Consider the following 12,588-nt stretch of genomic DNA (forward strand, 5'->3'; position numbering starts at 1 on the left):
GACGAGATGGCCCAGGCGACGCTTTCCCCCGACCTTATCGCCCGCTTCTCGGCAATCACCGGCCCCGCCCATACCCTGACCGCGAGCGGGGACATCGCCCCCTATCTCGTCGAAAGCCGCGGGCTTTATCACGGCGCTTCGCCGCTGGTGCTGCGGCCCGGCTCGGTGGAGGAAGTGTCCAGAATCCTGGCGCTCGCCACAGAGACAGGCACCGCCATCGTGCCGCAGGGCGGCAATACCGGCCATGTCGGCGGCAGCGTGCCGCGCGAGGGAGCGGCCGACATAGTGCTCTCCCTCTCCCGCCTCAACCGCATCCGCGATGTCGACCCGGTCGGCAATGTGATCGTGGCGGACGGCGGCACGGTGCTGGCGGAAATCCACAAGGCGGCCGCGGCGGTCGACCGGCTGTTTCCGCTGTCGCTCGGCTCGGAAGGCTCCTGCCAGATCGGCGGCAACCTTTCCACCAATGCCGGCGGCACGGCGGTGCTGGCCTATGGCAACATGCGCCAGCTCTGCCTCGGCCTCGAGGTCGTGCTGCCGACCGGCGAGATCTGGAACGGCCTGCGGCGGCTGAAGAAGGACAATACAGGCTACGACCTGCGCGACCTCTTCATCGGCGCGGAAGGCTCGCTCGGCGTCATCACCGGCGCGGTGCTGAAGCTCTTCCCTCGGCCGCTCGGCCACGAGGTCGCCTTCGCCGGCCTCCGCTCGGTGAAGGATGCGCTCGCCTTCTTCGAGCGCGCCTCAAGCCGCTGCGGCGCGGCGCTGACGGGCTTCGAGCTGATGCCGCGCCTTGGCGTCGATTTCACCACACGCCACATTTCGGGCGTACGCGATCCGCTTCCCACCCGGCACGACTGGTACGTGCTGATCGACATTTCCACCTCCGACGCGGCCGAGACGGCGACGCGCATGATGGAGGCGCTGCTTGCCGAGAGCATCGAGAGAGGGCTGGTCGAAGACGCGGCGGTCGCCACCAGCGAGGACCAGCGCCGGGCGCTGTGGCATATGCGCGAGAGCATGTCGCCGGCGCAGAAGCCCGAGGGCGGCTCGATCAAGCACGACGTCTCCGTGCCGGTCTCGGCCATCCCGGACTTCATGGCGGAAGCCGACGCGGCGGTGCTGGCGGCCATTCCCGGCGCGCGCCTCTGCTCCTTCGGCCACATGGGCGACGGCAATATCCACTACAACATCTCGCAGCCCATCGGCGCCGACAAGCAGGCATTCCTCGACCGCTGGCGCGAGATCAACCACCTCGTCCACGGCATCGTGCTCAAATACAACGGCTCGATTTCCGCCGAGCACGGCATCGGCCAGTTGAAGCGCGACGAGCTTGCCGCCGTGCGCGCACCGATCGAGATGGACCTGATGCGGCGGGTCAAGCACGCCTTCGACCCGGCCGGCATCATGAATCCCGGCAAGGTGATCGTCACCTGATCAGCGGCCGCCCGTGCGCAACTGCGCCAGCGACATCATGAGATCGGCGCTGATGCCGGCCGAACCGGAGCCGCTCAGGACGGATAGCGCCGGATCGGTGGTCGTCTGGTTGTCGAGGTCGTAGAGGACCGAGAACTTGACGATCATCTTCTGCACCTTTTCCGGGTCCTGAAGGTCCTTCATCTCCAGATAGCGCTCGACCATGCTGGCCTGCGCATCGACATCCGCGCTGCCGATTTCGTCGGGGAGCTGGAAGAGTACCTTGAAGACCTCGAAGAGCGCGTCGTCGGCGAGGATGTCGTAGGGACCGGTGATGGTCTCCGCCTTGCGCTGGAAATAGAGCGCGAGGCGCACGCCGGCATTCTCGTTGCCGGCATCCTCCTCCAGCTTCTGCTGGACGTGGCTGTCGATCGTCTCGTAGATGCCGCGCCGCGACTGAATCTTCGCGTCGTCCGAACGATCGACAAGGCCATCGGCATTGAAATTGAACGAGGCGACGATCTTGCGATAGGAACGGTCAGCCTGCTGGTTGGCGAAGCTCTTGGGGTCGTCGAGATCCGAGGTGAAGATCTTCTGCATGAAGGCGGCGTCGACGCTTTCCGGGTCGATGCCGTTCGCCTCCAGCACGAAGTTGACGAGGCGCTCGTCCGCCAGCAGCTCCTTTACGGATTCCACCTTCTGCATCTGCCCGGCGTAATATTTCGCCTCCTCCTCCGCCTTCTTCTTGTCATCCTCCGTGCCGAAACGGGATTTCGCCGTCACATAGGCGCGCGAGACGACAAGGATCTCGGATTGCGACTGTGCCAGCTTCGGCGCGGTGATATTGCCGTCCGATCCGAAATTGAACGCCTTGGCAAGTTCCACGAAGCGCTCGTCCTTGAGCTGGTACACATAGCTCTTCGGATCGTTGAGGTCGCTCTTCAGCACGTTCTTGACGGTCAGCGTGGAGACCTTGGCCGGATCGAGGCCAAAAGCCTTCAACGCGAAGTCGTAGACACTCGCCTCGCCGATGAAGTCCTGCACGCTGTTGACCGCGCCGATCTGGTTCTTGAAGCGCTTGATGGCGAGCGCGTCGGCCTCGTCGTCCTTGTCGTTGTAGTGGATCATGTAGCCGCCGGAGGTGGCCGCCGTCTGCGCGGCGGTCTGCACGTCGTCGCCGGCCGCCAGCGTGCCGTCCTCCTGGAAGTTGAAGGCCGCGCGCAAGGCGACATAGGCTTCCTTGTCCTCTCCACCGAAACGGTTGATGTAGCTGTCCGGGTTGTCGGGGTCCGGGTCGCTCGTCAGGATGTTGGAGATGGTGGAGCTGACGACGGACAGCTTGTCGAGACCGAAGGCTATCTTGACGTAGTTCAGGAGGCGGGGATCGGCGACAAGCTCGCCCACCGTCGAGACATCGCCGATATTCGCCTCGAAGTACTCCTTGCTGATCAGCGCGGCCGCAGAGGTCACGCGCGGGTTGGAGAGCGTGTAAAGTTCGTTCGTGCTGGCCTTGTGTTCGGCAGTCTGCACGGTTCCGGCGACGGCCGATCCGTCGCTTTCGAAATTGAAGGCAGCGGCGAGCGTGGCGTATTTCTCCGCCGCGCTGATGACGGACTGCTGGCGCGAAATCTGCGCTTTCAATTCGGCGATGCGCGCCTTGTTGGCGTCGGTGACGGGAAGCGTCGCCAGCTCGTCGCTCGCCGCCTCTATGGACGCCTCGGCCGCCGCCACCTTCGGGCCGAATTCGGTATTGTAGTAGCTTGTCGGATCGTCGAGGTCGCTCGACAGCGCACCGCGCACGACCTGCCGCGAATAGGTGGCCGGATCGATGCCGAAGGCCGTGAACACGTAATTGCGCATGCGGTCGTTGTTGAGGAGCTGGTCGACGCTCGTCACCGCGTCGATGACGATATTGTAGTAGCGCGTTTCCTCCTGGATCGCCGCGCCGGCATTTGCGGCGGTGGCGGAATAGAGGCCGATGACCTCGTCGAGCTGGGCCTCGGTCTGCGCCGTCGCGGTCGAGGCGGTGAAGCTGAAGGCGCTGGCAAAGCCCCGGTAGCGCTCATCGGTCAGCTTGTTGGCGAAGCTGTTGGCATCGGAAAGATCGCTTTCCAGCACCTTTCGCATGAAGGCCTTGGCGTAGAGCATGTCCTCCAGGCCATAGGCCTTCATGGCATAGGAGAACAGCCGGTAATCGTCGAGGAACTCATCGACCGAGGCGACCTTGCCGATGTTCTCCTTGTAATACGCCGCCTCGCGCGCATTGGTCGTCTCCGCCGCCGTGCGGTTCAGCGACTTCAGCATGTCCTTCGCGATGAGGTTGTAGCTCGTATAGGTCGACAGCATCGGGAACCCGTTCCTTCCAGTCCTCGGCCCGGTCGTCGACAGGCCGATCGGCTCCATTGTCGCGCGCAAGGCTTGTCCCGGCCTGTCGGGCGGCATTCACCTCTCCTAAACCCTGACCCGTGCGGTTTTGCTAACCATCAGGAACCGCAAAGTTTTCTTAACCGCGATTTTTAAGCGCCATGGAAGGGGGGCCGCCTATTCTCACCCTCAGAGGACGCAAAGTCCCGACGAGATGACCGGAACCGGCTCTCAAGGAAAACAAGGGCGAAAGACATGCTGAATACCGTTTCCAAGCCGGCCTGGGCCGGCACCACGCTCCGGCTCGATCCCAAGCGCTTTCCGCAGCAGCTGACGTTCACGCTCAGAACGGAAGGAACCGACGCCACCATCACCCTCGACGAGCGCGGCGCGGTCGTGCGCAAGGTACTGCCGTCGAGCGGCCTGCCGCTGTCCATCGCGCTACCGGCCCGCGCCTTCAAGGGCGTCGCCGCCCGCGCCATCGACCATGGCAACGGCGACGTGACCGTGACGCTGGAGCTGCACCACGACGATCCCGATCTCTGCATTCCCCTGCTGGTGGCGCACGACCTCTGCGACATCGCCGCCGACTGGCGCAGCTGGGCGGATGCCTATCGCATTCCCATGCTCATGGTGGAAGCCGACGGCATCGCCCGCCCGCTCGACGACAGCCTGAGCGTCGGCAGCCGCCCGGCCAAGCCCCGCCGCCGCCATTCCTATTTTGCGGAACGCCGCCCGCGCTTCCTCGTGCGCCGCTCGACCGGCAAGCTCGGCGTTCAGATGAAGATCGACGGCCGGGAGATCATCGCCCGCCGTTGAGCATGCCGTGCCCACAATGACCTCCGGAAAGCCGGCCGTCCCTGCGGCCGGCTTTTTCGTGTCTCACGCGAAGGGAATGGCAACCGCAAGGGCGAGGAAGATGGCGAAGCCGACGATGTGGTTGAACTTGAACAGCGCAAGGCACTGCACCGGATCGTCGATATCCAGCGTCCTGATCTGCCAGCCGAGCATGAGCGCGGCGGCGGCAAGGCCGAGCCAGGCGACGAGGCCGACGCCGGCAAGCCAGAAGGCGAGCGCAATGAGAGCGACCGTCAGCCCGTAGAGGCCGACGAGCCATTGCGCCGTACTGTCCCCGAACAGGCGCGCGGTGGAGCGCACACCGATCAGCGCGTCGTCCTCCTTGTCCTGATGGGCATAGATCGTGTCATAGCCGATCGTCCAGGCGATGGCGGCGATGTAGAGCGCGACAGGTGCGAGCGAAAGCGTGCCGAAGGCTGCCGCCCAGCCCATCAGCGCGCCCCAGGAAAAGGCCATGCCGAGGAAGAACTGCGGCCAGTCGGTGAAGCGCTTGGCGAAGGGATAGATCGCCACGATCAGCAGCGAGGCGACGCCGAGGCCGACAGAGAAGAGGTTGAACTGCAGCAGGACGAGGAGGCCGACGAGCGCCTGCAGCACGATGAAGACCTTGGCCTGTCGGCGCGTGACACGGCCGGACGGCAGCGGACGCGAGCGGGTGCGGGCGACCGCCTGGTCGATCTCGTGGTCGACCAGGTCGTTATAGGTGCAGCCCGCGCCGCGCATGGCGACCGCGCCGACGAAGAACAGGACGAGGTGGGACAGGAACCGCAGCCAGTCGAACGCGCCGGCCGCCGCCGCGACATTGGCCGCGAGCGCCGCCGACCAGTAGCAGGGCCAAAGGAGAAGCTGCCAGCCGATCGGCCGGTCCCAGCGCGCAAGCTGCGCATAGGGCCAGGCCCCGCGCGGCAGGGCGCGGTAGACCCAGTTGTCGGAGGGCGCATCGGCGACGCGGCCGGAATCGGAAGAGGAGCTGATCATGCGCCTAGATCGCAAGCCGCTCCCCGCCGGTCAAGCCGGCACGTCGCCGCAAGGCGGATCAGGGCAGCGTGAAATCGAAGCGGTATGTGGCCGAGACGCCGACCAGGAACTGGTCGCGGTCGCCGCGCTGCCGCACGAGGCTCGAATCCCCCGCCGGGCCGACGAGGCGCTTGTATTCCGCAAAGGCGCTAGTCTCGATCTTCTCGTTGACCTGCCATGTGATCGCCGCGCCCGCACCGACCGAATGAACGCCGCCGGACGGATCGTAGGCGTCGAGGCCCGACACCGCCGCCTGACCCGGCGTCACGCCGTAATAGGCCTGCATGTAGTCCTTAGAGGCAAGCGAGAGGCGCGGGCCGGCCGAGACGCGCACATCCGGCCGCACATCCACGAAGGCATCCGCCGCCACATCCGCCACGACGCCGTGGTGGCTGCGGATACCGTGCCGGATTTCGCCGCGCACGCGCAGCCAGTCCGTCGGATAGACTTCCGCGAAGCCGCCAAGCTCGCCGCCGAGCTTGATGGGCGTAAGGCCCTTGAGATCGTCGGAATCGTCCTCGTCGCGCGGCATGACCAGCTTGCCGGTCGCACCCGCGCGGAAGGCGCCGTTATCGATGAGCGCGAAGGAGGGGTTGTCGTTGCGCGAGGAGAAGCGCACGGTGCTGCCGGCCTTGCCGAGCGAGATCATGGGCGTGACCTGGAAGAGGTAGCTCTTTGCACCCTCGTAGCGCGGCGCGGCGAAGCCCGCGGCCCCCACCTTCAGATACCAGTCGCCGGACCAGAAGTGACCGCCCTCGCCGGCCAGGGCCGGAACGGGCGCAAGAAGAAGCGCGGCCGCAGTCATTGCGGTCGATACACGGATACTCAAAACACAATCCTCGCTATTCTGGCCTCGTCCTGCCGCAGGCAGCCGAAACCCTCGATTGCGTGAACATTAGCCGCGTTTCATTACCGTTTCGCTAACCATCGCCGGCCCGCGGCGCACGGAACGATTCGGCCCCGCCGGCGTTTTCCGCGAACAGGCCCCCCATCAACAGAAGAAGGAGTTTCCCGATGACCGTCAGCACGATGGAACTGAAGCTTCAGGCGATCCGCGACGATACCGGCCTCTCCCGCAAGGAGAAGATCGCAAGGCTCGAAAGGTTGCGCAACGAAGCCCGCGCCCTCCAGCGCGCCGCCACCGAAAGCGCCATGGTGGAGGACGACGGCTGGTTCGAGGACGTGCACCTGATCGACGTGGAGCTTGAAAATCTCGGCCGCACCGTCGAGGAAAAGGGCGCGGCGACGCTCTGACATCCCGCAGGCGATGCCCCGGGCCTTGACCTTTCGCCCCTGTCCCCTTAACCCGCCAGCATCGAAGGACGGATCGAGGATGCGGGCATGAAGGTTCTGTTGATCGGGTCGGGCGGGCGCGAGCACGCCCTTGCCTGGAAGCTGGCGCAGTCCCCTCTTCTCACCACGCTCTATGCTGCGCCCGGAAATCCCGGCATCGCCGAATGCGCGACCCTGGTCGCCCTCGATATCGACGACCACGCCGCCGTTTGCGCCTTCTGCAAGGAGAACGGTGTGAGCTTCGTCGTCGTCGGCCCGGAAGCGCCGCTCGTCGCCGGTATCGCCGATGCGCTGCGGGCGGACGGCATCGACGTCTTCGGCCCCTCCTCCGCCGCCGCCCAGCTCGAAGGCTCCAAGGGTTTCACCAAGGACCTCTGCGCCAAATACGCCATCCCGACCGGAGCCTATAAGCGCTTTACCGACGCCGCCGCCGCAAAAGCCTATATCGAGGCCGAGGGCGCGCCTATCGTCATCAAGGCGGACGGGCTTGCCGCCGGCAAGGGCGTGACCGTCGCCATGACGCTTCCTGAGGCGCTCGCCGCCGTGGACGACTGCTTCGATGGCGCCTTCGGCGCAGCCGGTGCGGAAGTGGTCGTGGAGGCTTTCCTCGACGGCGAGGAGGCCAGCTTCTTCTGCCTGTGCGACGGCGTGCACGCGCTACCGCTCGCCTCCGCGCAGGATCACAAGCGCGTCGGCGACGGCGATACCGGTCCCAATACCGGAGGCATGGGCGCTTACTCGCCCGCCCCGGTGATGACGCCCGCCATGGTCGAGCGCACGATGAAGGAGATTATCGAGCCGACGATCCGCGGCATGGCCGCCGATGGCCATCCCTTCCAGGGCGTGCTCTTCGCCGGGCTGATGATCACCGCGAAAGGCCCCGAACTCATCGAATACAATGTGCGTTTCGGCGACCCGGAATGCCAGGTACTGATGATGCGCCTCGAAAGCGACCTGCTGCCGATCCTGCATGCCGCCGCCATCGGCCGGCTCGACAAGGTTTCCGCCGAATGGCGCGATGCCCCGGCGCTCACCGTCGTCATGGCCTCGAAGGGCTATCCGGGCGCCTATGAGAAGGCGACGCCGATCCTCTCGCTGCCGGCCGACGGCGCAGCAAGCAAGGTGTTCCATGCCGGCACGGCCCTAAAGGACGGCAAGCTGGTGGCGACCGGCGGGCGTGTTTTGAACGTCACCGCCGTCGCGCCGACCGTGGGCAAGGCTCAGAAGGCCGCCTATGAGATGCTTGACCGCGTGGAATGGGAAAACGGCTTCTGCCGACGCGATATCGGCTGGCGCGCCGTCGCCCGCGAAAACGCATAGGCGCGGCCGGTAATTCAAATTTTACCATTTCCCCTGACCAGACCGTAACCGACGGGCGCTATTCTCCCTGCAACCATGAGGGAGAATCTTCGATGCGCATCCTGCTGCCGACCTTTGCCTTCGCGCTTCTTGCCGCCCCCGCCTTCGCCGGGTCCATCGAGCCTGCCGCCGGAACGGCCACCGCCGGCAGTATCAAGACGATCAGCTGCCCGACCTGTCCACCGCTCAAGCCCAAATTCAAGGCAAGCACCTACCATGTCGACGCCATCGCGCCCGGTACGCAGAAGGTGGAGATCCGCGAGGTGAACGGCGAGCGCAAGATCTTCCGCACGGAAGCCTGGATGGGCGGCTCGCCCGTGCTCTTCGTCAACAAGGCTCCAGCCGAAACGGTCGAGGCGGCGGAAGCCCAAAAGCCGGCCGACGCGAACACCGTAGACACCAATGCGCAGACGGGCGCACTCGATTCCGGCGCAGCAGGGCAGGCCGCGACCGCCTCCATGGCGACCTCACAGGAGTTTGATCCGTCGAAATTTGAACTTCGGCTCAATTAGGCCCATACTCTTTGGACCCTGCCTCTCGGTCCCTCCAGACTGAAGGAATCCGCGAAAGCGGACGTCTGCGCCCCTGACCTCAAGCAGGGGCGCAAGCGTATCAGCCATCCTCGCCGATATCCGCGACGAGCCGATCGATCTCCCGGTCGGAATAGACGGCGATGCCGCTGCGCCGCAGAAGCGCCGCCGTGACACCCTGCCCCGCATGCCGGATGCCCGAAAACGTGCCGTCATAGACGAAGCCGGAGCCGCAGGACGGGCTGCCATCGATGAGCAGCGCATGGCGGCAGCCGTTCTGTTGCGCCACATCCAGCGCGATACGCGCGCCGTCGACATAGGCGGTCGACACATCCCCGCCGGAAATCTCCAGCACCCGCGCTCGCCCATCGAGCACGTCGTCGCCGTTCATTCCATTCTCGATTTCCGCCGGCGGTCGCGGCACCTGGAATCCGCCGGCCAGCTCAGGACAAAGCGTCACCAGCCGCCCCTGCGCCCTCCAGCGCTCGACGGCCGCATGGGCAAGCGGCTTCGCCGCCCCGTCATAACGGACCGGAAGACCGGCGAGGCAGGCGCTGATGAGGATCTTGCCGGTCATCAGCGCCCGTATCCTATCCAGTGATCTTGGAGAAATCCGCAACCGTGCCGGTCGCCGCACGAATGGCGGAGAGCAAAGCGAGGCGATTGGCGCGGATGGCCGGGTCCTCGTCATTGACGAGAACATCGTTGAAGAACTGGTCGACCGGGGCGCGGAGCGTGGAGAGGGCTTCCATCGCGAAACGGAAGTCCTCCTTCGCCACGGCTGCGGCGGCATTCTTCGAGGCAGTCGCGACAGCCGCATGAAGCGCCTTCTCGGCGTCCAGCTTCAGGAGGCCGGCCGAGACGGCGTCCCCGACAACGGTGCCCTTCTTCTCCTCGGCGGCAAGTAGCTGCGTCGCGCGCTTGGTGCCGGCGAGAAGGTTCAGGCCGTCCTCCGAGGTGATGAAGGCCGTCAGCGCCTCGACGCGGCGGGCCACCATCAGGAGGTCGTCGGCCTCCGGCGTCAGCACGGCATCAATGAGGTCGTGGCGCGCGCCCATGTCGCGCAGATAGACCTTCAGGCGATCATGGAAGAAGGCAAGCAGATCCGGGTCCTTCGCGACGGAAAGCAGCGGCAGGCGGATGTTCTTTTCCAAAAGCATGCGGATGACGCCGAGCGCGGCGCGGCGCAGGGCGTAGGGGTCCTTCGAGCCGGTCGGCTTCTCGTCGATGGCCCAGAAGCCGATCAGCGTGTCGAGCTTGTCGGCGAGCGCCACGGTGAGGCCCACCTTGCCCGAGGGCACGCGGTCGGACGGACCCTGCGGCTTGTAATGGTCTTCGATGGCCTCGGCGACGGCGGCGTCCTCGCCCTGCAGAAGCGCATATTTGCGGCCCATGATGCCCTGCAGTTCCGGGAATTCGCCGACGGCTTCCGTGCGCAGGTCCGCCTTGGCGAGCACCACGGCGCGGTCGACGAGAGCGGCATCGGCGCCGGTGACTTTCACGAGTTCGGCAGCGAGCTTGCGGATGCGCATGACGCGCTCGCCCTGCGTGCCGAGCTTGGCATGGAACGTGACGTTGAGCGCATCGAGCTTCGCCATGCGCTGGTCGAGCGGCTTCTTCAGGTCGAGACCGAACTTCTCGGCCGAGGCCTTCAGCGTGTCGAGGTCGGGCAGGTCGTGCTGGTCGCGCAGCCAGAAATGCTTGGCGTCCGAAAGACGCGCGCGCACCACCTTGCCGTTGCCATGCACAATCTCCTTGCCGCCATCCTTCGCCTCGATATTCGAGATGAGGATGAAGTGGTTGGAGAGCGTCTCGGCGCCCGGCTTGCGGGTGACGAAGCATTTCTGGTTGGTCTTGATGGTGAGGCGGATGATCTCCGAGGGGATCGCCAGGAATTCCTCGTCGAACGTGCCCATCAGAACCTGCGGCCACTCGACGAGGCCGCAGACCTCTTCCAGCAGTCCCTCGTCCTCGACCAGTTCGAGGCCGCTCGCGAAGGCGAGGTTGTTGGCGTCGGTGGCGATGATCTGCTTGCGGCGCTCGGCATCGAGCACGACCTTCGCCTTTTCCAGATTGGCGACATAGTCCTCGAAGCGGCGCACGGTAATGGCGTCGGGCGCATGGAAGCGGTGGCCATAGGTGACATTGCCGGCGACAAGGCCGTCGACCTCGAAGGGTACGACGCGCGTTTCATCCGTCTCCGAGCCGAAGGTGCAGACGATGGATTGCAGCGGGCGCACCCAGCGCATCGCGCCGGGCCTGGCGGAGGCGGCGCCCGAGCGCATAGACTTCGGCCAGGGGAAATTGCGGATGATGCCGGGCATCGCCTCGGCGATGATCTCGTCCGCCGCGCGGCCCGACTTGACGATATGGGCGACGTAGAAATCGCCCTTCTTCGGATCCGAATGGACATGGGCCTCGGAAATAGAGGCAAGGCCGGCCTTGCGCAGGAAGCCCTGGATCGCCTGTTCGGGCGCGGAGGTCGCCGGCCCCTTGATCTCCTCGCGTACATCGCTCGAGCGGGCATTAAGCCCGCGGATGTCGAGCGTCAGGCGACGCGGCGTCCAATATTCGCGCGCGCCTTCATAGGTGAGGCCGGCATCGACGAGCGCGTCGGTGACGAGCTTCTTCAGGTCGCCGGCCGCCTTGCGCTGCATGCGGGCGGGAATTTCCTCGGAGCGGAGTTCAAGCAGGAGATCGGGCATGTCAGGTCTTCCTCACCCTTTCCATACGGAAAGGGGCGGCACGCCGTGCCGTTACGGGGTGGAAATCGTGTGCTTCTGCTAGCAAAGTTGGGCCGTGCTGTACAACGGCAAATATGCCGTGCGGCCGATGGAAACGCCGTCAGTGCCCGTTGGCGGCGACTTCGTGAGAGCCTTCGGCGGCTTCAGCGCTCGCGTGCTCTCCTTCGGCCGGGGTCTCGTGCCCGGCCGCTTCCTTCTTCGCCTCGCCATGGCCGCCGCCCTCGCCCGCTTCCGCGACGGCGTTCGGATCGACGCAATCCTCCCGCTCCTGCATCGCGGTGACGATGGTCTTGATCTCGTCGAGGGACAGTTCCTTGCGCTCGCCATAGAACTCGCCATTGGCGGCGGGCGTGCCGTCCGTATAGCGGGCGACGAAGGGCGCAGTCATGCCGGGAATGGCCGAGGGATCTCGCGTGAAGAGCACTTCGGCGCCGATGGCGCGTCCGCGCATGTCCGCACGGTAGGTAGGACCTGCGGCATCGAGCAGGATGACCTGATAAAGATCGGCCTCCTCGCTGTTGGACACGGCACCGGCGACGCGCAGCGCCGTCTTGATACGCACGTCGCCATCCCTGGCATCGGAACGCACATATCTGCGCAGCCATTGCTGGCCGTCGCGATCGACACGGACGGTAGAGACGATGGTGCAGGCGACGCCCGAGACTTCGTCGGCCGGCGGGCCGAGCAGCACGTCGCGTCCGACGAAGATCGCGGCCGCGCCCGACGCGCCCGTAAGCACGGTAACGCCGGCAAGGATGATCAGCAGCTTCCGGGACAGGCGGAACGAGGTCGGAAGGAACTTCACGGGCGGCGAACTTCTCTTTGAACGCAGAACACGAACGCGCCGAGAGCGCGCGAACTGCACCCACCCTACAGCGAGGGCGTTTCTGAAGTTTTAAACGGCGGCATGCGATTTTCGAGGCATTCTTGCGAATGATTTGCAATCGCGTTGACAGGATCGGAAACCGCTCTATAGTTTATTGCAACTCATTCGCAAAAGCAGCTCA

Annotated in this window: 11 protein-coding genes; 5 read left to right on the forward strand and 6 right to left on the reverse strand. The window is 65.3% G+C overall.

The annotated features are described in order from the left end of the window. Positions 1-6 precede the first annotated feature (6 nt). On the forward strand, positions 7-1,437 hold the full coding sequence (locus MOE34_RS15295; RefSeq protein WP_242218204.1) for an FAD-binding oxidoreductase: 1,431 nt from the start codon (positions 7-9) through the stop codon (positions 1,435-1,437). Here the strand turns inward: MOE34_RS15295 and MOE34_RS15300 are convergent, their stop codons facing one another. Next, positions 1,438-3,762, reverse strand: a complete 2,325-nt coding sequence (locus tag MOE34_RS15300) for a DUF1217 domain-containing protein (RefSeq protein ID WP_242224080.1) — start codon at positions 3,760-3,762, stop codon at positions 1,438-1,440. It lies immediately after the preceding gene. 273 nt (positions 3,763-4,035) lie between these two features. Here MOE34_RS15300 and MOE34_RS15305 point away from each other — a divergent pair, with 273 nt between their 5' ends. Further along, positions 4,036-4,599 carry a DUF6101 family protein gene (locus MOE34_RS15305; RefSeq protein ID WP_242218206.1) on the forward strand — a complete coding sequence of 188 codons (564 nt, stop codon included), beginning with the start codon at positions 4,036-4,038 and terminating at the stop codon, positions 4,597-4,599. A gap of 63 nt (positions 4,600-4,662) precedes the next feature. Here the strand turns inward: MOE34_RS15305 and ubiA are convergent, their stop codons facing one another. Together ubiA and MOE34_RS15315 are read right to left on the reverse strand one after the other, a co-directional pair. Then, positions 4,663-5,616, reverse strand: a complete 954-nt coding sequence (gene ubiA / locus MOE34_RS15310; protein WP_242218208.1) for a 4-hydroxybenzoate octaprenyltransferase — start codon at positions 5,614-5,616, stop codon at positions 4,663-4,665. A gap of 58 nt (positions 5,617-5,674) precedes the next feature. Next, positions 5,675-6,460 (reverse strand): MipA/OmpV family protein, encoded by a 786-nt coding sequence (locus tag MOE34_RS15315; protein WP_242224082.1) that lies wholly within the window; start codon positions 6,458-6,460, stop codon positions 5,675-5,677. Positions 6,461-6,669: 209 nt separating this feature from the next. On the opposite strand from MOE34_RS15315, the gene MOE34_RS15320 reads away from it, so the two are divergent. The 3 genes from MOE34_RS15320 (at position 6,670) to MOE34_RS15330 (ending at position 8,819) form a co-directional block, all read left to right on the forward strand. Further along, a complete protein-coding gene (locus tag MOE34_RS15320; protein WP_242218210.1) occupies positions 6,670-6,909 on the forward strand; it encodes a hypothetical protein in 240 nt (79 codons plus the stop codon). 87 nt (positions 6,910-6,996) lie between these two features. Beyond that, positions 6,997-8,268, forward strand: a complete 1,272-nt coding sequence (purD, locus tag MOE34_RS15325; protein ID WP_242218212.1) for a phosphoribosylamine--glycine ligase — start codon at positions 6,997-6,999, stop codon at positions 8,266-8,268. A 92-nt stretch (positions 8,269-8,360) separates the two neighbouring features. After that, positions 8,361-8,819 carry a plant virulence effector HPE1-like domain-containing protein gene (locus tag MOE34_RS15330; RefSeq protein WP_242218214.1) on the forward strand — a complete coding sequence of 153 codons (459 nt, stop codon included), beginning with the start codon at positions 8,361-8,363 and terminating at the stop codon, positions 8,817-8,819. A gap of 100 nt (positions 8,820-8,919) precedes the next feature. Here the strand turns inward: MOE34_RS15330 and MOE34_RS15335 are convergent, their stop codons facing one another. From MOE34_RS15335 to MOE34_RS15345, 3 genes are all read right to left on the reverse strand, one after another. Next, entirely contained in the window at positions 8,920-9,414 is a 495-nt protein-coding gene (locus MOE34_RS15335) for a DUF523 domain-containing protein (protein WP_242218216.1), read from the reverse strand. A gap of 13 nt (positions 9,415-9,427) precedes the next feature. Next, complete coding sequence (glyS, locus tag MOE34_RS15340) at positions 9,428-11,542, reverse strand: glycine--tRNA ligase subunit beta (RefSeq protein ID WP_242218217.1); 2,115 nt, start codon at positions 11,540-11,542, stop codon at positions 9,428-9,430. A 139-nt stretch (positions 11,543-11,681) separates the two neighbouring features. After that, positions 11,682-12,386: a hypothetical protein gene (locus MOE34_RS15345; protein WP_242218219.1), complete on the reverse strand. Its 705-nt coding sequence runs from the start codon at positions 12,384-12,386 to the stop codon at positions 11,682-11,684. Positions 12,387-12,588: the final 202 nt, after the last annotated feature.

Origin of the sequence: Shinella zoogloeoides (genome assembly GCF_022682305.1) — a bacterium.
Lineage (GTDB): Bacteria > Pseudomonadota > Alphaproteobacteria > Rhizobiales > Rhizobiaceae > Shinella > Shinella zoogloeoides_B.

Excerpts from the sequence above, each read along its gene's own strand:
- MOE34_RS15305 (WP_242218206.1), top strand. The coding sequence starts at position 4,036 with ATGCTGAATACCGTTTCCAAGCCGGCCTGGGCCGGCACCACGCTCCGG.
- purD (WP_242218212.1), top strand. The coding sequence starts at position 6,997 with ATGAAGGTTCTGTTGATCGGGTCGGGCGGGCGCGAGCACGCCCTTGCC.
- MOE34_RS15335 (WP_242218216.1), bottom strand. The coding sequence starts at position 9,414 with ATGACCGGCAAGATCCTCATCAGCGCCTGCCTCGCCGGTCTTCCGGTC.
- MOE34_RS15330 (WP_242218214.1), top strand. The coding sequence starts at position 8,361 with ATGCGCATCCTGCTGCCGACCTTTGCCTTCGCGCTTCTTGCCGCCCCC.
- MOE34_RS15295 (WP_242218204.1), top strand. The coding sequence starts at position 7 with ATGGCCCAGGCGACGCTTTCCCCCGACCTTATCGCCCGCTTCTCGGCA.
- ubiA (WP_242218208.1), bottom strand. The coding sequence starts at position 5,616 with ATGATCAGCTCCTCTTCCGATTCCGGCCGCGTCGCCGATGCGCCCTCC.
- MOE34_RS15300 (WP_242224080.1), bottom strand. The coding sequence starts at position 3,762 with ATGCTGTCGACCTATACGAGCTACAACCTCATCGCGAAGGACATGCTG.
- MOE34_RS15320 (WP_242218210.1), top strand. The coding sequence starts at position 6,670 with ATGACCGTCAGCACGATGGAACTGAAGCTTCAGGCGATCCGCGACGAT.
- MOE34_RS15315 (WP_242224082.1), bottom strand. The coding sequence starts at position 6,460 with ATGACTGCGGCCGCGCTTCTTCTTGCGCCCGTTCCGGCCCTGGCCGGC.
- glyS (WP_242218217.1), bottom strand. The coding sequence starts at position 11,542 with ATGCCCGATCTCCTGCTTGAACTCCGCTCCGAGGAAATTCCCGCCCGC.